This is a genomic window from Enterobacter cloacae complex sp. ECL352 (assembly GCF_020149545.1).
Taxonomy (GTDB): Bacteria; Pseudomonadota; Gammaproteobacteria; order Enterobacterales; family Enterobacteriaceae; genus Enterobacter; species Enterobacter asburiae_B.
This window is the reverse complement of record NZ_CP083709.1, coordinates 2366101-2387694: the sequence shown is the minus strand read 5'-3', so window position 1 is coordinate 2387694 and position 21594 is coordinate 2366101. Positions and strand designations below refer to the sequence as shown.

Sequence of the window (21594 nt, the reverse complement as noted above, 5' to 3'; positions counted from 1 at the left end):
CTGCGGTCTGAAAGCGCCGGATGGCGCTGCGCTTATCCGGCCTGCAAGCGCGACGCCTGCAGGCCGACCAGGGCGCTTAACTTAAGCGATTTATTCGAAAAACACCGCAATTTTGTTAAACATGGTGGGATCGGACTGGTTGCGCGCCACTCTGGTGACGTCTTCCAGCTTGTCGATCTGCGCCATCATCTGCTCCAGACGCTGGTCATCGTTGACCAGCAGCCAGATGCGGCTGTGCTCGCTGCCCTGAATCGGCAGACAGAGAATGCCTTCCACGTTAAACGCCCGGCGGGCAAAGAGCCCGCAGACGTGGGTCATGACGCCAGGGTGGTTGCGGACGGTGAGTTCCAGAATGACGTTATCATGTTGTTTCTGCATGGCTTATTCTCCCACCATCTCGGTATTTGCCGCTCCCGGCGGCACCATCGGATACACTTTTTGTTCAGGGTCGATACGCACGTGGATCAGCGCCGGGCCGGGGCGAGAAATCGCGTCCTGCAGCGCCGCGTGGGCATCCTCTTCGGCGTTCAGATCGCAGGTGTGCAGGCCAAAGCCGGCGGCAATCTGCATGAAGTTAATCATCCCCGGGTAGGTCGCGGCAAACACGCCCTGCTTGTAGAACAGGCTCTGCTGCTGGTGCACCAGCCCCAGCGCCTCGTTGTTCATCAGGATGATTTTCACGTCTAACTGGTTTTCGGCCGCGGTGGCCATTTCCTGAATGTTCATCATCAGGCTGCCGTCGCCGGAGAAGCAGATGACCTTGCGGTCCGGGTTGGCGAGCGCCGCACCCACGGCTGCGGGCAGGCCGAAGCCCATGGTTCCCAGACCGCCGGAGGTCAGCCACTGGCGCGGACGGTTCAGCGGGTAGGCCTGGGCGGTCCACATCTGATGCTGGCCCACGTCGGTGGTGATGATTGCGCTGTCGTCCACGCAGGCTGCCACGGCGTTGATCAGTCCGTAGTGGCTCAGCGGGGCGCCTTCGGTTGGGATGGCGCCCGGGAACTCGCGCTGCAGATCGGCCACCAGCTGGCGCCAGTCGGCGCGGTCGGCTGCGTCCGTCTGCGGGATCAGCTGCGCCAGAACCTCGGCCACGTCGCCCTGAATCGCCACGTGCGGCTGCTTGATTTTACCCAGCTCGGCGCGGTCGATATCCACGTGAATGATTTTGGCGTTCGGGCAGAACTGCTCGGTTTTGCCGATCGCCCGGTCATCAAAACGCGCGCCCATAACAATCAGCAAATCAGCCTCTTGCAGGATGTAGTTGGTGCTGCGCGCGCCGTGCATACCCAGCATGCCGAGAGAGAGCGGGTGCGCTTTAGGCAGCATGCCCAGCGCCATCAGGGTCATGGTGGTCGGCAGGTTGGCTTTCTCTGCAAACTGGCGGATTTCATCCGCAGCGTTGATGGCCCCACCGCCCAGATAGAGCACCGGGCGTTTGGCGGCGTTAATCATGGCGGCTGCGTCGCGCACGCTCTCAGCGCTGAATTCCGGCGCGGGGGCACGCTCGCCCGGCTCAGGCAGGACGTCGATCTCGATCTCAGCGGTCTGGACATCCTTAGGAATGTCTATCCACACCGGGCCCGGACGGCCAGACTGCGCAATGCGGAACGCATCGCTGATAACCTGAGGCAGCTCGCTGATGTCGCGAACTAAATAGTTATGTTTGGTGATGGGGATAGAGATGCCGTAGGTGTCCACTTCCTGGAACGCATCGGTGCCTATCATCGAGGACGGTACCTGGCCGGTAATGCAGATCAGAGGAATGGAGTCGAGGCGCGCGTCGGCGATGGCGGTCACCAGGTTAGTTGCGCCCGGGCCGCTGCAGGCCATACAGACCGCAGGTTTGCCCTGCGTACGCGCCATGCCCTGAGCAATAAAGCCTGCCCCCTGCTCGTGGCGCGCCAGCACGTGGCGGATCTGCGTGCTTTGGCTTAACGCATCGTACAGCGGCAGTACCGTGCCGCCAGGGATACCCGCAACCGTGGTGATGCCCTGCCGTTCCAGCAGATGAACGATCAGCTGCGCGCCAGTAAAACGCGTCGTGGTGGATGTTGTGCCCGAACTTGCCATGCTCCAGTCCTTTTCTTCTGGGCCGACGTTCCGGGGAGGGTCCTAAACGAAAAACCCCGCCCGGTTTGCGCCGGCGGGGTTTTGGATTCGTGTGTTGATCCAGTCCCTACGGCGCATTGCCGACGACCACCACCACACGCACGACGACCACTGCGGCTGGTTGCGCAGTTTTTAGTAGGGTCGAAGTGAAGATGGATGAAGTCATTGGGGACCTGTGTTTGGAATCATTGATGGAATTTATACAAACACAGGTTTTCGGGTGTGACAATGGAAATATTTTCATCTGCGCAAAAATGCGCCAGGGATCACGTTTCAGTAAGTTGCTCGCTCATTCCAGGAGTCACTATAGATGACATTGCCGTCGCAATGCTTCCAGGTGATTTTCTCGTAGCGGATGAGAACCGTCTCAAGGTGTGTTCCGGTGTTTGCGCCTGGGTACAGGTCTGGTGTGATTGAGGTGATTTTCACATTCTCGAGGAGGATATTAAAATATTCCTGTTCTAAACCCGCCTCATTAATCTGGTACATCTTAATGGTGGCTGACTGGAGCGTTCTTCCTGTACTCAGCGCCCGAAATAAAATCGGGGTTACACGATCAAATTCCTTCTGAAACATGACGGGCATGTGTATGCGCGTCCCCGTCAATTTTCCGGTATTCCCGTCGACTGGAATGTTAACATTATGAGTGAACGATTTGAGTTCAATTGCACCTTCACGCCCTGACACAAGGCAAGGTCCAACCATGGGAGAACCATTTTCATCTGTTAGAAACAAATAAGCTGGGTTTGACATATAAAATCCTTTTTATAAAATTTAATCGTACTTATCAAAGCGGACGAAAATTATCGGATGCACAATAATAAATACAACAATAGAAATGAATGTTAGTAATACCCAGTGGTCAGGCATCAACCACAGGAACAAAGAGGCGCACGCAAAAATATAAACGGGGAATAAAAAATCCGAAAACAGAATTGATAGCAGACTCTTAAACATGCTCCTTGTCCTTTAAGTCGTCATAAATTGCATCGAAATCCTTATAGAATCCCATTTGCACCTTCTTAATGAGTTCAGACAGGAAAGGCTCAAAAAAGTAGTAAAGCATCTCCAGTTGTGCGGCATACAGGGTCGCGTAATACCTGGGGTCCAACGTTTTCAGGCGACGGGCAGCAAAAGCGCACTTCTGTTCCGTTCCAATCAATTGAAGCGCCATGACAACGTTAGGTACGCGGCGTGCAAGCCGTTCGACGACGATTTCAGAGAGCAGGCCAGATTCGGAAAGGGATTTGGCCAGCCCCAATGCTATCGCTAAACGCGCGGCCTTGTTTGTTGGTATGTTTTTAACAAGCCCGGTGACTTTTGAATCCATCTTACGAACGCGATTTTGTTCATTTCCATTTTCAGAATCGGTAATAACACGTTCAAAATAAAGATAGAGCATGTGTTCTATTACATCGCGATAACGGTAAAGCGAGAGAATTGAGAGATACATCCTCTTTTCTTCTGAGAGAAGCTCATCACACACATCATGATAGCTAGGGATTAAGCATGATGAGTACCAGCTTACGCGTTCGATTCCTGAGTAAATATCAGAACCGATCCCCTTTAATGCTCTCCATGTCCCTGCAGCGCCTTGCTGTCCATAAATAGCCAACTGCCTGTCACTCTGGAACTTCATTTTTTAATAATCAGATGATTGCATAATGTATCCATACAATATTTTCGACTCCTGGAATATACATTGAAAAGCGCTGAGTTTCAAACAAGTGAAATTATTTCAACTAAACATTCACGTAAAAAATAAGTTGACTCACTTTTATTTATTAGTGTTATAGGCGAAGTAATTAAATTACTTGAGAGGTATTGGTAAGTTATATTAGTTTACATATTAAGTGGTGTTATCTTACAAAATGAATCTAATACCTCTCCATTAAACAGAGTGGCTTAAGCGATCCGGCTAGCCCACATCGAAGCCAAACAGCAGAACCCCCGCTCATCCAGCAGTTTTTTATGAGGCAGATCAGAAAACAAAAAACCCCGCCGGAGCGAGGTTTTTATCAGGGTTTGCGGTTGGTCGCCGCAGAACACACTGTGTTACGTCAACGCAAAAAGTATACGCGATCGAAGACGAACGCGCAATTCCGGCACGGATTTTGACGCTTTTGAGTATGGATCGCCTTCCTGATTTTGTCCAAAAAATACTGTTCATGCATACAGTATTTATCTATACTGAGGGTGTTCGCAGTGAGCGAGGGGGCCGCAGTTTTACCGGCGCAACGAAGTCCTGGCTGAAACGGGTGGTGCCGTCAGTGCCTTAACCCCTGAAGTGAGCACACTGTGTTACGTCAATCCAGGTGCTGGCAACAGGCGGCGGAAAGGTACGCCAGCATCGTGCTCCTTTTAACCAAAAGGAGACGCGTATGAGCGTAGTGGATATGGTGATACTTATCCTCAAACTCATTGTTGCAGTACTGCAACTGCTTGATGCTGTCCTGAAATTCCTTCGGTAATTCAGGTTCAAGTCGCACCTGAGAGGGGCGGGAAACCGCCCCTCTTTAATAACGAGGGAATGCTATGTCGCGTCTGTTAATTGAGCCTGTCACACCGGATGAACCGGGGTATATCGCCCTGAAGGCTGAAAGTATCGCACTGAATTTCAACATGCTGCGCAGGCTTGAAGAGAACTGGCAGCGCGGCGAGAACCGCTTTAACGCACCGGGAGAAAAGCTGCTGGGCGCGTTTCTTAACGGCAAGCTGGTCGGCGTATGCGGCCTCAACCGCGATCCGTTCAGCCAGCAGCCGCGCGCCGGACGTATTCGCCATCTCTACGTCAGCGAGAAGTGCCGCGGGCTGGGCATTGGCAAACAGCTTTTAACCGTGGTGATGGCCGATGCCAGCATCTGGTTTGATTTTCTGAATACCCACGCGCCGGACAGTGCCTACGGGTTTTATAATCGGGCTGGTTTTACGCTGGTCTCGGACGAACCGCGGGTGACGCACCGCCTTTTTTGTGCCGTGTAACCGGCTGGCAGCATCAGGGTGTGAATGTTACAGTTGAGTGACAATTCATCACCCGATACGCCATGACCACCACCGTTTTCTGCATTTTGCTCTTCGCCGCGCTGCTGCATGCCAGCTGGAACGCCATCGTTAAGGCCGGAACGGACAAGCTCTATTCCGCGATAAGCGTCAGCGGATCCGCCACGCTTATCGCTCTGGTCTTACTGCCGTTTTCCCCACAGCCATCTGCTGCAAGCTGGCCGTTTTTGATCGTCTCCTGCGCCTTACAGGTTGTGTACACCGTGCTGGTAGCGAAAACCTATCAGGTCTCCGATATGAGCCAGACCTATCCCCTGATGCGCGGCACCGCCCCGCTGCTGGTGGCGCTGATCGGCGTGCTGGCGCTCGGCGATCGTCTCTCCTGGCTCGCCTGGTCCGGCATCGGTGTAATTTGCCTTTCGATTCTGGCGATGGCGATGCATGGCCGCATGCAGTCACGCAAAGGGATCTGGCTGGCGCTGCTGAACGCCTGCTTCATTGCCGGGTATACGCTGGTGGACGGCACCGGCGTGCGGCTGTCGGACACCGCGCTGGGCTACACGCTGTGGACCTTCTTTATGAACGGCTTCTGCCTGCTGAGCTGGGCGATGGTGGCGCGTCGGCGCGAAGCGTCCGGCTACCTGCGCCTGCACTGGAAAAAGGGGTTACTCGGCGGGGTGGGAACCATGGGCTCTTACGGTCTGGCGCTTTGGGCCATGACGCAGGCACCGCTGGCGGTGGTCGCGGCGCTGCGTGAAACCTCGATTCTTTTCGGGGCGCTGATCGCGTTTGTCCTTTTAAAAGAGAAGGTTGCGGGACTGCGCATCGCGGCGGCGCTGGGTATTGCTGGCGGCGCCATTCTGCTGCGCCTGGCGTAAATCACTGGCAACATTAGTTGCCGTCCTTGTTTACAAATCCTGCCTTTCCCGGTTTTTTCATTCACCACGACAATGCTTAAATTGTCATCTCTCTGTGGTAGATTCCTCGCGCATTTATGGGAATGCGCAGTCACTTATTCTTCATTTTTCTCTTTTGGCAAAAGTATTCAGCGACATGAAAAAACAAAGGAACGTTAACTTATTGTTGATGCTGGTGTTACTGGTGGCCGTCGGTCAGATGGCGCAAACCATCTACATTCCGGCGATTGCCGACATGGCAAAGGAATTGAACGTCCGCGAGGGCGCGGTGCAGAGCGTGATGGCAGCCTACCTGCTGACCTATGGCGTTTCGCAGCTCTTCTACGGCCCGCTGTCTGACCGAATCGGGCGTCGCCCGGTGATCCTGGTGGGCATGAGCATTTTCATGGTGGCGACGGTGATTGCCATTACCACGCACAGCCTGACCGTACTGATTGCCGCCAGCGCCCTGCAGGGCGTCGGGACCGGCGTCGGTGGGGTGATGGCGCGAACCTTACCGCGCGATATGTATCAGGGCACCCAGCTCCGTCATGCCAACAGCTTGTTGAATATGGGTATTCTGGTCAGCCCCCTTCTCGCCCCGCTGATTGGCGGCCTGCTGGACACGATGTGGTCCTGGCGCGCCTGCTACGCCTTCTTGCTGGTGCTGTGCGTCATTGTCACCTTCAGCATGGCGCGCTGGATGCCGGAAACGCGCCCGCAGGACGCGCCGCGCACGAAGCTTATCACCAGCTATAAAACGCTGTTCGGCAACGGGTCGTTTACCTGCTACCTGCTGATGCTGATCGGCGGCCTGGCGGGCATTGCGGTGTTTGAAGCCTGTTCCGGCGTGCTGCTGGGCGCGGGTCTGGGCCTGAGCAGCATGGTAGTGAGTATTCTGTTTATTCTGCCGATCCCGGCGGCGTTCTTCGGCGCGTGGTTTGCCGGACGCCCGAACAAACGCTTCTCCACCCTGATGTGGCAGTCGGTGATCAGCTGTCTGCTGGCGGGTCTGATGATGTGGATACCGGGGCTGTTTGGCGTGATGACGGTCTGGACGCTGCTCATCCCGGCAGCGCTGTTCTTCTTCGGCGCGGGGATGCTGTTCCCGCTGGCGACCAGCGGCGCGATGGAGCCGTTCCCGTTCCTCGCTGGCACGGCTGGCGCGCTGGTAGGCGGTTTGCAGAATATCGGCTCCGGCGCGCTGGCCTGGCTCTCGGCCATGATGCCGCAGACCGGGCAGGCTAGTTTGGGCCTGCTGATGACGCTGATGGGGCTGCTGATTTTACTGTGCTGGCTGCCGCTGGCGTCGCGTGTTCCGCATCACGAGCAGCCGGTTTAACCGCATGATGGCCCGGCTTCTCGCCGGGCTTTTCACAAACGGGCGCAATCATCGCCTGCAACAACGGCTCCGGCGCGGGCCGCCAGGCCCCCTCTTCCCCGTCGTAAAACTGGAAATCCGCGTTCAGCGCATACGGGATTTTCGCCTTTTGCAGCTCGCAGGCCATAAAGGTGGAGAACGCCATTTGCGAAGCGGTTGGCGTAAGGTGGTTTGACTCTCCCACGCCCCAGCCCCCGACCCAGCTCACGTGTCCGGTTTTTTGCTGCCAGCGCAGCGCGGTATTGATGCGATTATGGATAGCCGCTTTCTCCGCCGCCGTGCCGGACGTCCACGGATATTTACCGCTATTTTTCAGCGGCCCCCACGGGAAAATATGCCACTCCGCCAGCAGGTAGTTTTGGCTGTGCGCGGGCAGCTTCAGGCTGGATAAATCCTCCGGCGCGGCGCGCAGGCGTGGCGCAATAAAGATCATCCGCTGCGGGTCCATGTCGTGGATCGCTTTAATGGTTTTTTCATATACCCGGTTTAGCGACGCGAGGTTGTGGTTAAGCTTGTCGGCCGGCTCATAAATGAGATCAAAACCCAGCAGCGGATAGCTCTGACCGAAATAGTGCGCCACGGCAATCCACCAGTTAATCGTCTCTTTCTCGTTATCGGCTTTCGGGTCGTTTTTATACTCATCAGCCTGATAAGCGATAATCGGGATCACGCCATACTGCTCGCAGGCTTCCACCAGCTTGCGCAGGTGAATTAGCCGCGCTTCCGTCGGCTCATCGGCGACGCGAATGCGCACGTGGGTAATGCCTTTTGCACGAAAATCGCGTACTACCAGCGGGTCGAATTCGCGTATGCCGCGCTCGGTGCGCGCCCAGTCCACATCCATCCCGACGCCCAGCTGCTGCGCATAACGGGCAGCCGTCAGCGGCGGCTCAGCGGCAATCGCCCAGCCGGAAGAGATCAGTAATGCACAGGCAATAAAAGGCTTTAACACGGTTTACCCTGGATAAATCGAAAGCATTACCTGTATTTAGCACGCTTTTTCACATTTCGTGTAGAGCGAAAGCGTAATAATTCTTCAACCTGCCAGTTCTCTCAGCCAGCCGATAAAGGCGTCTATTTTCGGCCACTGTCGGCCAGAGAGCGTCGAGATATAGTAGTGCTGATGGCATTTCAGGGTCTTTTCACCAAACGGGGCGATAAGCTCGCCCCGTTCGAGCCGTTTCTGCACCAGCCGCTTTCTGCCCATCGCGACGCCGACGTGGTTGATGGCCGCAATAATCGCTAAATCGGAACGATCGAAACCAATACCCGACGATGGCGGCATATTCACCGCAAAATGTTGCGCCCAGCTCAGCCACTCATCCGTACCGGAATCGTTGCTCCAGGCCTGACGGTCGTGCAGCAGCGTGCAGTGGCTGAGGTTATCGGGGTTTTTCAGCAGCTCATGCTCGCGGGCATACTTCGGCGAGCAGACGGGCAAAATCTCCTCGTCCATCAGGAAGTGATGAGAGAGGTGGTTTGGCGGCGTATCGTCGAAATAGAGCGCCAGATCGACGCCCGTTCGCTGCATATTGACGTAATCATTGCCGGTCAGGATGGTGAGTGAAATCGACGGATAGCGGCGGGTAAAGTCCCCCAGCATGGGCACCAGCCAGCACTGAGCGATCGACGGCCGGGAGTAGACCGTCAGCGTGCCGGACAGCGCCTGGTTTTTGATGTCCAGGATCTCCTGATTCAGGGTGTCGAGGGACGACTTAAGCGTCCAGTAAACACGCTTTCCCTCCTGCGTCAGCTCAACTTTACGGTGCGAGCGGACGAACAGCTGAATGCCCAGCTCCTCTTCCAGCAGGTTGATGCGGTGGCTCACCGCGCTTGGGCTGAGCGACAGCTCCTCCGCCGCCAGGGCGAAAGACTCATGCCGGGCGGCCACTTCAAAGGTGTACATTTTCGACAGCTGCCAGCCGTTTAACAGGCGGTTTCTGGCTTCATTCGCATCGGTCATCACAATTCTCACGCGGGTTTTCTGCGCTCAGCATACCGCTCAAGGGTGAATTTATGTGAACCTAATACGAATTAAGTGCACTTTTTAGACCGCAGTCACTCAGTTGATCCAATCTGGCTCATCTGAACGCCAATTTATATCGTTTGTCAGCCCACGCCGTTTTTTCGTCCAATACCCACAGATGACATAAGGGTGAGGTGAGATATGGGATCTCAGGTCTGGGTTGTGGCAACGCTGCTGGTCAGCATTGTGTTGATTGTTTTAACCATCGTTAAGCTGAAGTTTCACCCGTTCCTCGCGCTGCTGCTGGCGAGCTTTTTCGTCGGCGCGATGATGGGGATGAGCCCGCTGGATATGGTGAATGCCATTGAGAGCGGAATTGGCGGTACGCTGGGCTTCCTGGCGGCGGTGATTGGTCTGGGCACCATTCTCGGCAAGATGATGGAGGTCTCCGGCGCGGCCGAGCGAATCGGGATCGCGTTGCAGCGCTGCCGCTGGCTGTCGGCGGACGTGATTATGGTGCTGGTAGGCCTTATCTGCGGGATCACGCTGTTCGTGGAAGTGGGTGTGGTACTGCTGATCCCGCTGGCGTTTTCCATCGCCAAAAAGACCAACACGTCGCTGCTCAAGCTGGCCATTCCGCTCTGTACCGCGCTGATGGCGGTGCACTGCGTGGTGCCGCCGCATCCGGCCGCGCTGTTTGTGACCAATAAATTAGGCGCGGACGTCGGAACGGTCATTGTCTACGGTTTGATGGTAGGCCTGATGGCCTCGCTGGTCGGCGGCCCGCTGTTCCTGAAACTGCTCGGCAACCGTCTGCCGTTTAAACCGGTTCCGCCGGAATTTTCAGACCTGAAGGTGCGGGAAGAGCACACCCTGCCGTCGCTGGGCGCCACGCTGTTCACGGTGCTGCTGCCGATTGCCCTGATGCTGGTGAAAACCATTGCCGAGCTGAATATGGCGAAAGAAGGCACGCTGTATACGCTGCTGGAGTTTATCGGTAACCCGATCACCGCGATGTTTATCGCCGTGTTTGTCGCCTACTACCTGCTGGGGATACGCCAGCATATGGGCATGGGCACGATGCTGACGCACACCGAGCACGGCTTCGGCTCTATCGCCAACATTTTGCTGATTATCGGCGCGGGCGGCGCGTTTAACGCCATCCTGAAAACCAGCGGGCTGGCGGATTCGCTGGCGCATATTCTCTCGAACCTGCACATGCACCCTATCCTGCTCGCCTGGCTGGTGGCGCTGGTGCTGCATGCCGCCGTCGGCTCCGCGACGGTGGCGATGATGGGCGCGACGGCGATCGTCGCGCCGATGCTGCCGCTCTATCCGAACGTGAGCCCGGAGATCATCACCATTGCCATCGGTTCCGGCGCCATTGGCTGCACGATCGTGACCGATTCCCTCTTCTGGCTGGTGAAGCAATACTGCGACGCGACCCTGAATGAGACCTTCAAATACTATACGACGGCGACGTTTATCGCCTCGGTGCTTGCACTTGGCGGCACATTCCTGCTTTCCTTCATTATCTGAGCGCGAAGAGACGTATTATGGAAAACGCAACTATCACTACTTTAACCGCACAGTTTCCTCTGGTTGAGGATCTGGTTGCCCTGAAAGAAACCACCTGGCTTAACCCGCGCACCACGACGCTTGCAGAAGGGTTGCCCTATGTCGGGCTGACCAAAGCCGACGTGAACGACGCGCACGCTCGCCTCAACCGCTTCGCGCCGTATCTGGCGAAAGCCTTCCCGGAAACGGCGGCAACGGGCGGGATTATCGAATCCGAACTGGTCGCGATCCCGGCGATGCAAAAGCGGCTGGAGAGAGAAACTGGTAAGCCTATTCCCGGCACGCTGCTGCTGAAAAAAGACAGCCATCTGCCGATTTCCGGCTCGATTAAAGCACGCGGCGGTATCTATGAAGTGCTGACCCACGCGGAAAAACTGGCGCTGGAAGCCGGGTTGCTGAGCGTTGAAGACGACTACAGCATTCTGCTGGAACCGCGCTTTAAGGACTTCTTCAGCCAGCACAGCATTGCGGTAGGCTCAACCGGCAACCTCGGGATGTCCATCGGCATTATGAGCGCCCGCATCGGCTTTAAGGTGACGGTGCATATGTCCGCCGACGCCCGCGAGTGGAAGAAAGCCAAACTGCGCAGCCACGGCGTCATCGTAGTGGAATACGAGCAGGATTACGGCGTGGCGGTGGAGCAGGGACGAAAAGCGGCGGAAAGCGATCCGAACTGTTTCTTCATTGACGATGAAAACTCCCGCACCCTTTTCCTGGGCTACGCCGTTGCAGGCGAGCGGCTGAAGGCGCAGTTTGCCGAACAGGGCCGCGTGGTGGATGCGGACCATCCCCTGTACGTCTACCTGCCGTGCGGCGTTGGCGGTGGCCCCGGCGGCGTGGCGTTTGGCCTGAAGCTGGCCTTTGGCGATAACGTCCACTGCTTCTTCGCGGAGCCGACGCACTCCCCGTGCATGCTGCTCGGCGTCTACACCGGCCTGCACGATGAGATCGCGGTGCAGGATCTGGGCATTGATAACGTCACGGCGGCGGACGGGCTGGCGGTAGGACGCGCCTCCGGCTTCGTGGGCCGCGCGATGGAGCGCCTGCTCGACGGGTTCTACACCCTTTCCGACCAGAGCATGTATGACATGCTCGGCTGGCTCGCGCAGGAGGAAGGGATCCGCCTGGAGCCGTCGGCGCTGGCGGGGATGGCCGGGCCGGTGCGCGTTCATTCGCATACCAACGTTACCCACCTGGTGTGGGCGACCGGCGGCGGAATGGTGCCGGAAGACGAGATGGCGAAGTATTTAGCAAAAGGCCGTTAATCGTAGGCCCGGTAAGGCGTAGCCGCCACCGGGCTTACAGGCTCAAAATTTGCTGAATATGGGTTACCGCAAACAGCAGCGACAGCGAGAGAACAGCGAGTGCGATCAGGAACTTATCCCGCACCGCTTTCGGCTGTACAAAATCGTTCTGCGCCACGTCCATCAGGTTACGCCTGCGGGTATAGCGCCATAAAATGATGGCCACCAGCGCCAGCACAACAATAGAAATCCAGAATGGCACCCCCGTGCGGTGCCAGTTGTGCTTAATCGCCAGGGCAATCAGCGCGCCATACCCCAGCAGCGTGCGAAGCCAGGCCAGCGACGTCCGCTCCGGCTGCAGGCCGGGGTCCGCCTCGCGTCGCTCTTTGCGGCTATCCGCCATAGAACACCAGCACCATCACCACGCCCGCCACCGTCAGCAGAATCGTGCTGACGATCAGCAGCCCGCGCGTATAGGGCAGATCCTGCTTCAGGCGCATCGCCTTCTCATTGCGCAGCCAGCGCAGGTAGCCGTAAATCGCCAGCACGCCCGCACACAGGCACAGCAGCAGCGCCAGCACTTCACGGATCGGCGGCGTGGCGAAATCGGGCGCGAGCTGATCGAGACCCACCCCTGCGGCAAGAAAGCCCAGCGCGGTGCGGATCCACGCTAAAAAAGTGCGTTCATTGGCCAGAGAAAAGCGGTAGTCCGGCGCTTCGCCGAGGCGGGAAATTTTCATGAAGGTTCCTTGTCGTGCTCCAGGCAGGCTTCAGCATAGCGTAAATCGACAAGGACAAGGAGACCGGCATCGGGCGATGCCGGTCAGGACGATTAGTGCAGCGCTGGCCAGAAGTCCTTATTGGCCTCGATCAGGTCATCCAGAATCGCTTTCGCGACGGACGCGCTCGGCACGGTTTTCGACAGTGTGATCGCCTGCCAGAGTTTCTGGTACGAGCGCTGCTCCCAGGCATCCACCACCAGTTTTTCCACCGCCACCTGCTGGCTCATCAGCCCTTTCTGGAAGTGTGGAATATCGCCCACCGTAAGCGGCTCTGGGCCGTTATGGCCTACCAGGCACGGGATCTCCACCATCGCGTCGGCATCAAAGTTATGGATGGCCCCGTTGTTTGGCACAATCAGCAGCATCCTCTCCTGAGTGTTGAAGGCAATCGCCGTCGCCAGATCGACGATGTACGACGCATGTTCGTCGATTTCCAGCTCACCGGCGGCAGAGTGACCGGCTTCAATAATCGCCCGGCAGGCGCTGAATACGTGCTTCTCACGGTGATCCATGACCTCATTGGCGCGGGTGCGTTCCGGGTTGGAGTGCGCGACCACGTAGTCCGGGAACAGGTAATACTTCAGGTAGGTGTTCGGCATGGTATCCGGATCAAGCGCCTGTACGTCTCTGGCTTTGGCAAAGGTATCGTTCCAGCTCGCTTCGGTATGCGCATCCTCCGAAGGCGGAACATAGCCGTTTTTCGCCACGTATTCGCGCAGTTTCGGCATCAGATCGTTGCAGTTGAGATCTTCAATCGACGTCCACCAGCCGAAGTGGTTCAGGCCGTAGTAGCGCACGCGCATCTCTTTGCGGTTTTTCAGGCCGACAATCTGCGCCATGCGCCCTTCAATGCCGATCGGCATATCGCAGATGTTGAGGATTTTGGCGTTCGGACGCAGGCGGCGCGTGGCTTCCGCGACAATCGCCGCCGGGTTGGAATAGTTCAGCATCCACGCGTTCGGGGAGTACTGCTGCATATAATCCACCAGCTCCAGCACGCCGCCGATAGAGCGCATGCCGTAGGAGATGCCGCCCGGTCCGCAGGTTTCCTGGCCCAGCACGCCGTGGCGCAGCGGGATTTTTTCATCTTTTTCACGCATCGGGTATTTGCCCACGCGGATATGCGCCATCACAAAATCCACATCGGTAAACGCCGCTTTAGGATCGGTGGTGTAGCTGAATTCAATCTCCGGCGCCTGCTCCCTGAGGATGATTTTGCACGCTTCGGCGATGGTTTCCTGACGTGCGCCGTCGTTGTCATAGAACTTCAGCACGCGCAGCGGGAAACGGTCGCGGTTGGCTAACAGCATCAGGACGATACCAGGCGTAAAGGTACTGCCGCCGCCTGCAATAACAACTGAGAATTTTTTCATGATATAGCCTCTGTCAGGGTGGTTTGTTCATTCGTTAAAGGGGTTTTCATCAGCGATTCCAGCTGGTCGCGCACCTGAGGAACGTGCAGGCCGACAATCACCTGAATGCCGTTGCCGCGTCGCACCACGCCGTGGGCGCCGAGGGCTTTGAAGACGTCATCGCTTTGGGTTTTCGCCATATCCACCAGCGCAATGCGCAAGCGGGTGGCGCAGTTGTTGATGCTTTCGATGTTGGCCGCGCCGCCGAGAGCCTGCAGGAATCCGGCGGCCTGCCCTACCTGCTGGCTGGCCGCCGCCGGGGCGGTGGTTTGCCCGCGCGCCGCCTTATAGTCGGCCTTGCTGTAGAGTTTGATTTCGCTCTCTTCCCGGCCCGGCGTTTTCAGGTTCAGACGTTCGATCAGCGTTTTGAAGACCACGAAGTAAATCCCGGTGAAGCAGACGCCAATGCCGATCTGGGTGAATACCGTCGAGGCGTGGTTGTGGAACATTGGGATCCAGTTTTGCGGCAGGAACTGGTCCAGCAGGCCGCCGCCCATGTTCCCGACCACGCCAAAGGCGTACATCACCGTTGCCATGGTGGCCGCCAGCACGGCGTGCACGGCAAACAGCAGCGGCGAGATAAACAGGAAGGTGAACTCAAGCGGTTCAGTGATGCCCACCAGCACGGCGGTGAGCGTGGCCGGGACCAGCAGCCCCGCCACCTTGACGCGGTTTTCCGGCGACGCGGTATACCAGATCGCCAGCGCAATCCCGATCGAGCCAAATACTTTTGAGTTGCCGTGCAGCGCGAATCCGCCTTCCGGGAAGAGGGTTTTCAGCGGCAGGGTGCTCTGGCTGAATTCCTGCAGGTGCTGCGCCCAGTAGACCTGAATGCCGCCTTCTACCGCCGCCGGGCCGAAGATGAACGGACCGTAGACGAAGTGGTGCAATCCGGTTGGGATCAGAATGCGTTCCAGGAAGGTATACACCCACACGCCCAGCGCACCGGCGGAGCGCAGAAACGCCTGCAGGGACTCAATGCCCATCTGCACTTTCGGCCAGCCCAGCAGCGTCAGCCAGGCGCAGGGGATCATGACGAAGAACGCGAGGATAACGACAAACGAGCTGCCCTGGAAAATCCCCAGAAACACCGGCAGCGGCTTGTCGAAGTAGCGGTTGTGGATGGCGGTGACGATGCCTGAGATCACAATGGCACCGATGATGCTGGTATCGAGCGTTTTGATACCGGCAATCATCGCCAGCCCGCTTCCGGCCGTCGGTTCGGCGGAGAAGTCGACGCCGAAGAAGTGGCCCCAGGTCATCCCCATCGCGTTAATAAAGTAGTTCCAGGTCAGGAAGCTAATCAGCACCGCAAGACAGGCGCGGCCCTGCGCCTGCTTCGCCAGGCCAATCGGTAAGCCAACGGCAAAAATCAGCGGCATATTGCGAAACACCGCCCAGCCGCCCTCTTCAATGATATGGACAATCTGCGCGAAAAGATGATCGGGGGCCGTTAAGGCTTCGCCGACAAACAGCGGGTTGCGAAGCATGATGGCGATTCCCACCACGATCCCGGCGAACGGAAACAGCAACACCGGGGTAAACATGGCACCGCCAAAACGTTGTATTTGACTGAGCATTTTTAAATCCTCATGAAACAACCTGTAGGGGTAGAGGCCTTTATGGTTTTTTGCTGGCCTGAGGTGAGCATAAGAAGTTACTGATGCGCGAACATGGCGTGCCGCTGCGATTCGTGATCGCATTCATGGTTTTATTTTGACCAATCAGGTCTACTTTTTGACGTAAATATGGACATGTCAGAACGCAATCCACGCCCTGATAACGGCAGAGAGGTCTACTGGTGATCTACAAATCCATTGCTGACAGATTGCGGCTGCGGCTGAATTCGTCGGACTACAACGTCGGCAGCCCGCTGCCCGGCGAAAAAGCGCTGGCGCAGGAGTTCGGCGTGGCGCGAATGACCATCCGCAAGGCGCTGGATCTGCTGGTGAGCTGGGGGCTGGTTGAGCGTCGGCACGGCAGCGGAACCTTTGTCTCACGCAAAGACGTTCACCACGAAACCACCAACCTGACCGGGCTGGTGGAGGTGCTGCGTCAGCAGGGAAAAGAGGTGCAGAGTAAGGTCTTACAGTTTGAAGTGATGCCCGCCCCGCCCGCCATCGCCAGCCAGCTGCGGATTCAGGTGGATGAACGGATCTACTTTTCCCGGCGGGTGCGCTACGTGGACGGGAAGCCGCTGATGCTGGAGGACAGCTTTATGCCGGTGAAGCTGTTCCGCAATCTGTCGCTGGCGCATCTTGAGGGGTCTAAGTTTGATTACATCGAGAAGGAGTGCGGGATCACCATCAGCGGCAACTACGAGAGCCTGACGCCGGTGCTGGCAGATAAAACGCTGGCCGGTTATATGAACCTGCCGGAACAGACGCCGCTGCTGCGAATTACCTCTCTCTCCTACAGCGACAGCGGCGAGTTCCTCAATTATTCCGTGATGTTCCGAAATACCAGTGATTACCAGGTGGACTACCATCTGCGGCGCATCCACCCGGATGACCTGCTAGCTCATCCCCCAGAACAGCACCGCCAGTAGCTGCGGGGTGATGATGCGCAGGAACATCACCAGCGGATAGACGGTGGCATAGGAGAGCGCGGCCGCACCGCTGGTGGTGTGCAGGTTGTTGGCAAAAGCCAGCGCTGGCGGATCGGTCATGGAGCCCGCCAGCATCCCGCACAGCGTCAGGTAGTTCATTTTGGCGAACATACGCGCCAGTATTCCCACCGTCAGCAGCGGGATCGCCGTGATAAAGATGCCGTATCCAACCCAGCTCATCCCTTCGCCCTTGACCAGGGTATCGACAAAATCCCCTCCGGATTTCAGGCCGACCACCGCCAGGAACAGCACGATGCCCAGCTCGCGCAGCGCCAGGTTGGCGCTCGGCGGCATAAACCAGTAGAGCTTGCCGATACAGCCGATACGCCCGAGGATCAGCGCCATAATCAGCGGCCCGCCCGCCAGGCCCAGCTTGAGCGCCACCGGGAAGCCCGGCACGTACACAGGAATAGAACCGAGCAGCACGCCAAGCCCGATACCGATAAACACCGGCAGCATCTGCACCTGCTGCAGCTTTTGCTGGGCGTTACCCACCATATCCGCCACGGCGTCGATGGACGACGGGCGCCCGACCAGGTTGAGGATATCCCCGAACTGCAGGCTGGCCTCCGGGCTGGCGACCAGTTCAACACCCGCACGGTTAAGGCGAGAGATCACCACGTCATAGCGCTCTTTTACCTGCAGATCGCGTATTTTCTTGCCAAGAACGTGTTCGTTAGTCACCACAACACGTTCCACGCGCATATCGGTGCCGCGGGTTGAGAGCGAGGTATCCACTTCCTGGCCAATCACCAGCCGCGCGTTGTTTAAATCTCCGGGCTGGCCGACCAGGTGCAGCAGATCGCCCTGCCGAATGACGGTGCCGGGCGCGGGCACCATCAGCATATCGTCACGCTTGAGGCGGGAGCAGATGATATTGGCGCTGTTGAGGATCGGCACGTCCTGAATCGCCATATTGTTCAGGTTGGGGTTATCGACCCGAATGTTGATGGTTTTAATTGGCATATGGCCGTTGGTGAGCGTGGTTTCGTGGTCCTTCGCCTCTTTGTCAACGTTAATGCGAAACAGGACGCGTACCAGCCACATGGAAAGCAGAATGCCGCAAATCCCAAACGGGTAGGCCATGGCGTAGCTCATCCCCATCTGGTCGACGATGCCGGGTTCGATGCCCAAATCGCGCAGGATTTGCTGCCCGGCACCGAGCGCAGGCGTGTTGGTAACCGCCCCGGAGAAAATGCCCAGCACCACGGGGAGCGGGATATCGAAGATTTTGTGCAGAATTGCGGTGACCAGCCCGCCCATTACTACAATGCCGAGGGCAAACAGGTTGAGCCGTAATCCGGAGACCCGAAGTGAGGCGAAAAAGCCCGGTCCCACCTGAATACCGATGGTATAAACGAAGAGGATCAGGCCGAACTCCTGAGTAAAGTGGAGCATTTCGGCGCTGAGGACCAGCCCGAGCTTGTCGGCGAAGTGCCCGACAAAAATGCCGCCAAACAGTACCCCGCCTATCCCAAACCCGACGCCACGGATTTTGATATTACCTATCCACAGGCCAACAACAGCGACCAGGGCCAACACGCTGACGGTTAACGCGATATCACTCATGACCCACTTCCTTAGCATAACCTTAGTTATGCTAAGGATTCTCTCAGAGCCGGAGGCGGTTGTATGGGTGATGGCGCACAAAAAAGCCCTGCCGGGGCAGGGCTTTATCTTTTCACCCTCTCCCTACAGGAGAGGGCCGGGGTGATGGCATCAGCCCGCACGCTATTAGCTATTCAACGCAGGCCGCTCGCTAATGGCGATACGCTGCGGCGCGATGGCTTCCGGCACGTTGCGGATCAGGTCGATATGCAGCAGACCGTTGGTAAACGTTGCGCCGGACACTTCCATATGGTCTGCCAGGGTAAAGCTCAGGCTGAACGGCTGATTAACCAGCCCCTGATGCAGCCATTTGGTCTCGGTCTCTTGTTTTTCCGGCGTACCTTTCACGGTCAGGCGAGTGCCTTCAAGCTGGATGTCCAGATCGTCCTGGCGGAAACCGGCAAGCGCAAGGGTGATGCGATAGTGGTTATCGTCGCTTTTTTCGATGTTGTACGGCGGAAACGTCTGTTGCTCGGTGGTGCTTTGCAGGGCGTTAGCCAGTTTGTCAAAACCAATCCACTGACGCAGCAGAGGGGATAAATCATAGTTACGCATACTAAATCTCCTTCTGAGAAGCGAGTTCGGCACAGTCTAATTTTGTGCGCAGTTGTTCCTGCAAATCCTGATGGATTCGCATATGCTCCCGTTACGGCAAGCAAGTCTGGGTGGGCCGCTTACGCGACCCGCGTAATTAGTTAATTTCGATACGACGCGGTTTTTTCTCTTCCGGAATCACACGTTCCAGTTCGATAAACAGCAGGCCGTTAACCAGGTTCGCGCCTTTAACATGAATGTTCTCGGCTAACTGGAACTTGCGTTCAAAGTTGCGCTCGGCGATGCCCTGATAAAGATAGGTACGTTCTTTCTGCTCGGCCGTATGGGAACCTTTCACCACCAGCAGGTTGTCCTGCGCGGTGATCTCCAGTTCGTTTTCTGCAAAACCGGCGACGGCAATAGCGATGCGGTAGTGATTTTCGTCAACCAGCTCAACATTGTATGGAGGGTAGCCGTTGCTCTGGCTTTGGTTATTTTCTAAATGGTTAAACAGGCGGTCAAAACCAATTGCAGAACGGTATAGCGGAGAAAGATCGAAGTTACGCATAAATAAAACTCCTGAAATCAGCGAGAAATTGTAGCCTTCCACCATGGACAGGCCTTTGCGCCCCCGAACACCCATCAGGCGAGTTCGTTATCGGGCTACATTCTTAAAATGGGTCTGCAATCGGGCTTTTCAAGAACGACAGCTGCACTTTTTTTTGCACTTTCCTGCATCTCGCATAGACTGGGACAACAGCACAAAGGGTTAAATTGCGATGGCTGCCACAGTGCGGGGTTATAGGGCTATCCATTTTGGATAAGGCTCGCTATAACCCTGAGTTGCAGGTCTATGCAGTGCCATTAACGATGACTGAGTGATGATGAAAAATGTTCTGATAAAGCTGACGACGTTCAGCGGGGTAGTTTTACTTTGCGGGTGTTCGAGCGTGATGTCTCACACCGGCGGTAAAGAAGGAACATATCCGGGGACGCGCGCCAGCGCGGCGATGCTCTCCGATGACGATACAAACTGGGGCACCAAATCCCTGGTTATCCTCGATATGCCGTTTACGGCCGTGGCGGATACGCTTCTGCTGCCGTGGGATATGTTTCGTAAGGACAACTCCGTACGCTCACGGGTAGAGAAAAGCGAGCAGGAAAATCTGGCGACAAACGCCGTCATCCCGCCCGCTGAAATGCCTCCACGCTAGTACTGCGCGGTTTCCGTTACCCAAAGCTGACGGAAACCGGCTGTCTCCTCCATCCACGCAATAACGCGCCCGTCCGGGGAAAACACGACCGCATCAGCAGACGGTGGGTTGCCATGATCGGACGTCAAAAACGTCACCTCTCCAGTCAGGGCGTCGCAGCAGGCGATCCGATTTTCGAGCACAAACCCCAGACTGTCGCCCGCAGGATGCCAGTTAAATGCTGACTGAATATCGCTCCCGGTACGCGTCAACTGGCGCGGCTCGCCGCCCGCAGGAGAGATCAGCCACAGCTGCACAATGCCGTTATCATCCCGCATCAGAAACGCAATCTGCGTCCCCTGCGGGTTGCTGCGAACCCAGTGACGCGGCACGTTCACCAGGCCCGGGTACGCCCTCTGATGCGTAAAGGTCAAACGACGCTGGTTCACTCCTGCAGGCGGGGCTGGCTGGGTCTCCGTCGTGCCCTGTAGCGGCGCATCGCCCGCACGCTTCCAGCCCTGCTCGTCTTCCGGCAGGTCGACGATAAACAGTTCGGGTACTTTTTCGCCCTGCGCGGAGAGGGTATCGGCGATAAACGCCAGCCTGTCGTTGCCCACCCAGCCCTCTTCGTAAGCGCGGTTGATTTCATCGCTGCCCGGCCGAGGGTTGGGCGTGGTACGGCTAACCAGCACGCTCCAGAAGGTTCCCGAATATTCACGGGGATGGTTCCCCTGCGGATTCACCGGGCCATAAGGCGCAGCCACGCCGACGTTGCGTAAATCGAGTTTAGGATCGCGCTCGTGCAGGACATGGTCGTTATAGGTAAAGCTGACGAGCTGCCCGTTCGGGCTGAAGACATGGACGTGGCTACCCCCGCGCAGCGCGCCTGCGGTGTAAGGCGCGGTGATATCCATCGCGTCCAGGTTGCTCACCTGACCGTTTTGCGCAATCACTCCCTGGCGATGATGAAAATCGTAGTGCCAGTCGGCATCCGGGTTTTTCGGGCCGTGGATAAAGACATATTTCTCTTCTGCAGGATGAACGGTCACCACGCCGACATGCGCGCCGTCAGTGGCGCGATATACCACCTCTACCTCACCCGTCGCGACATTGACCCGCTCGATGGTTTCACCGGTGAACGACGCACCGGACGGGCGCACGTCGTAGACCAGCCACTGGCTATCCGGCGTCCAGGTATTGATGTTGGTCAGCTGGTGGTTGCGGGAAGCGAAGGTGATTTGTTTCATGAGGATACCCTGATGCGCAGTTATCGCATCAGGGTA

At 57.0% G+C, this 21594-nt stretch carries 23 protein-coding genes and 1 other annotated feature; of the genes, 8 read left to right on the top strand and 15 right to left on the bottom strand.

The genetic code is table 11. The features are described from left to right. Positions 1 to 90: 90 nt before the first annotated feature. The 5 genes from ilvN to LBF07_RS11630 all read right to left on the bottom strand — a co-directional run bounded on the left by ilvN (position 91) and on the right by LBF07_RS11630 (position 3748). The gene (gene ilvN / locus LBF07_RS11650; RefSeq protein WP_033144334.1) at positions 91 to 378 is read right to left on the bottom strand and encodes an acetolactate synthase small subunit; all 288 of its coding nucleotides are present in this window, start codon (positions 376 to 378) and stop codon (positions 91 to 93) included. 3 nt (positions 379 to 381) lie between these two features. Further along, on the bottom strand, positions 382 to 2070 hold the full coding sequence (ilvB, locus tag LBF07_RS11645) for an acetolactate synthase large subunit (RefSeq protein WP_094935452.1): 1689 nt from the start codon (positions 2068 to 2070) through the stop codon (positions 382 to 384). 106 nt (positions 2071 to 2176) lie between these two features. Then, positions 2177 to 2275 carry an ilvB operon leader peptide IvbL gene (ivbL, locus tag LBF07_RS11640; protein WP_057979964.1) on the bottom strand — a complete coding sequence of 33 codons (99 nt, stop codon included), beginning with the start codon at positions 2273 to 2275 and terminating at the stop codon, positions 2177 to 2179. A 107-nt stretch (positions 2276 to 2382) separates the two neighbouring features. Continuing rightward, positions 2383 to 2862: a type VI secretion system tube protein TssD gene (locus tag LBF07_RS11635; protein ID WP_033144336.1), complete on the bottom strand. Its 480-nt coding sequence runs from the start codon at positions 2860 to 2862 to the stop codon at positions 2383 to 2385. A gap of 196 nt (positions 2863 to 3058) precedes the next feature. Beyond that, a complete protein-coding gene (locus LBF07_RS11630) occupies positions 3059 to 3748 on the bottom strand; it encodes a hypothetical protein (RefSeq protein ID WP_224435034.1) in 690 nt (229 codons plus the stop codon). A gap of 742 nt (positions 3749 to 4490) precedes the next feature. On the opposite strand from LBF07_RS11630, the gene tisB reads away from it, so the two are divergent. The 4 genes from tisB (at position 4491) to emrD (ending at position 7347) form a co-directional block, all read left to right on the top strand. Continuing rightward, the gene (gene tisB, locus LBF07_RS11625) at positions 4491 to 4580 is read left to right on the top strand and encodes a type I toxin-antitoxin system toxin TisB (protein ID WP_023309830.1); all 90 of its coding nucleotides are present in this window, start codon (positions 4491 to 4493) and stop codon (positions 4578 to 4580) included. Positions 4581 to 4644: 64 nt separating this feature from the next. Further along, positions 4645 to 5091, top strand: a complete 447-nt coding sequence (locus tag LBF07_RS11620; protein ID WP_033144339.1) for a GNAT family N-acetyltransferase — start codon at positions 4645 to 4647, stop codon at positions 5089 to 5091. A 62-nt stretch (positions 5092 to 5153) separates the two neighbouring features. Then, the gene (locus LBF07_RS11615; protein WP_045888268.1) at positions 5154 to 5987 is read left to right on the top strand and encodes an EamA family transporter; all 834 of its coding nucleotides are present in this window, start codon (positions 5154 to 5156) and stop codon (positions 5985 to 5987) included. A gap of 175 nt (positions 5988 to 6162) precedes the next feature. Continuing rightward, positions 6163 to 7347, top strand: a complete 1185-nt coding sequence (gene emrD, locus LBF07_RS11610) for a multidrug efflux MFS transporter EmrD (RefSeq protein WP_033146466.1) — start codon at positions 6163 to 6165, stop codon at positions 7345 to 7347. On the opposite strand, the gene LBF07_RS11605 is transcribed toward emrD, so the two are convergent. Continuing rightward, a complete protein-coding gene (locus tag LBF07_RS11605; RefSeq protein WP_033144341.1) occupies positions 7250 to 8338 on the bottom strand; it encodes a cellulase family glycosylhydrolase in 1089 nt (362 codons plus the stop codon). The two genes, emrD and LBF07_RS11605, sit on opposite strands and share 98 nt — an antisense overlap. 84 nt (positions 8339 to 8422) lie before the next feature. After that, positions 8423 to 9349 (bottom strand): DNA-binding transcriptional regulator DsdC, encoded by a 927-nt coding sequence (dsdC, locus tag LBF07_RS11600; RefSeq protein WP_033144342.1) that lies wholly within the window; start codon positions 9347 to 9349, stop codon positions 8423 to 8425. Between the two features lie 204 nt (positions 9350 to 9553). On the opposite strand from dsdC, the gene dsdX reads away from it, so the two are divergent. Next, positions 9554 to 10891, top strand: coding sequence for a D-serine transporter DsdX (gene dsdX, locus LBF07_RS11595; RefSeq protein WP_094935450.1), 1338 nt, complete (start codon positions 9554 to 9556; stop codon positions 10889 to 10891). Positions 10892 to 10908: 17 nt separating this feature from the next. Continuing rightward, positions 10909 to 12195: a D-serine ammonia-lyase gene (gene dsdA, locus LBF07_RS11590; protein ID WP_094935449.1), complete on the top strand. Its 1287-nt coding sequence runs from the start codon at positions 10909 to 10911 to the stop codon at positions 12193 to 12195. Between the two features lie 34 nt (positions 12196 to 12229). Here dsdA and LBF07_RS11585 read toward each other — a convergent pair whose 3' ends face one another. From LBF07_RS11585 to LBF07_RS11570, 4 genes are all read right to left on the bottom strand, one after another. After that, positions 12230 to 12577, bottom strand: a complete 348-nt coding sequence (locus LBF07_RS11585; protein ID WP_094935448.1) for a DUF202 domain-containing protein — start codon at positions 12575 to 12577, stop codon at positions 12230 to 12232. Then, positions 12567 to 12914 (bottom strand): YidH family protein, encoded by a 348-nt coding sequence (locus tag LBF07_RS11580; protein WP_094935447.1) that lies wholly within the window; start codon positions 12912 to 12914, stop codon positions 12567 to 12569. The genes LBF07_RS11585 and LBF07_RS11580 overlap by 11 nt, the downstream gene beginning before the upstream one ends. A 92-nt stretch (positions 12915 to 13006) precedes the next feature. Next, a complete protein-coding gene (locus tag LBF07_RS11575; protein ID WP_094935446.1) occupies positions 13007 to 14329 on the bottom strand; it encodes a 6-phospho-alpha-glucosidase in 1323 nt (440 codons plus the stop codon). Further along, positions 14326 to 15948, bottom strand: coding sequence for an alpha-glucoside-specific PTS transporter subunit IIBC (locus tag LBF07_RS11570; protein WP_094935445.1), 1623 nt, complete (start codon positions 15946 to 15948; stop codon positions 14326 to 14328). The genes LBF07_RS11575 and LBF07_RS11570 overlap by 4 nt, the downstream gene beginning before the upstream one ends. Before the next feature lie 221 nt (positions 15949 to 16169). Between LBF07_RS11570 and LBF07_RS11565 the strand changes: the two genes are divergently transcribed. Then, complete coding sequence (locus tag LBF07_RS11565; protein WP_033144348.1) at positions 16170 to 16916, top strand: GntR family transcriptional regulator; 747 nt, start codon at positions 16170 to 16172, stop codon at positions 16914 to 16916. On the opposite strand, the gene LBF07_RS11560 is transcribed toward LBF07_RS11565, so the two are convergent. The 3 genes from LBF07_RS11560 to ibpA form a co-directional block, all read right to left on the bottom strand. Continuing rightward, entirely contained in the window at positions 16884 to 18545 is a 1662-nt protein-coding gene (locus tag LBF07_RS11560) for a putative transporter (protein ID WP_033144349.1), read from the bottom strand. The genes LBF07_RS11565 and LBF07_RS11560 overlap by 33 nt on opposite strands. A 165-nt stretch (positions 18546 to 18710) precedes the next feature. After that, entirely contained in the window at positions 18711 to 19139 is a 429-nt protein-coding gene (ibpB, locus tag LBF07_RS11555; RefSeq protein WP_032662053.1) for a small heat shock chaperone IbpB, read from the bottom strand. Between the two features lie 136 nt (positions 19140 to 19275). After that, positions 19276 to 19686 carry a small heat shock chaperone IbpA gene (gene ibpA / locus LBF07_RS11550; protein ID WP_008500162.1) on the bottom strand — a complete coding sequence of 137 codons (411 nt, stop codon included), beginning with the start codon at positions 19684 to 19686 and terminating at the stop codon, positions 19276 to 19278. After that, positions 19680 to 19751, bottom strand: a sequence feature (ROSE (Repression Of Heat Shock gene Expression) occurs in the 5'-region of heat shock genes and acts as an RNA thermometer to modulate expression.). (Overlaps the previous gene by 7 nt.) A 248-nt stretch (positions 19752 to 19999) precedes the next feature. Between ibpA and LBF07_RS11545 the strand changes: the two genes are divergently transcribed. After that, positions 20000 to 20332, top strand: coding sequence for a YceK/YidQ family lipoprotein (locus LBF07_RS11545; RefSeq protein WP_033144351.1), 333 nt, complete (start codon positions 20000 to 20002; stop codon positions 20330 to 20332). Here LBF07_RS11545 and LBF07_RS11540 read toward each other — a convergent pair. Continuing rightward, entirely contained in the window at positions 20329 to 21558 is a 1230-nt protein-coding gene (locus tag LBF07_RS11540; RefSeq protein WP_094935444.1) for a DUF3748 domain-containing protein, read from the bottom strand. The genes LBF07_RS11545 and LBF07_RS11540 overlap by 4 nt on opposite strands. Positions 21559 to 21594: the final 36 nt, after the last annotated feature.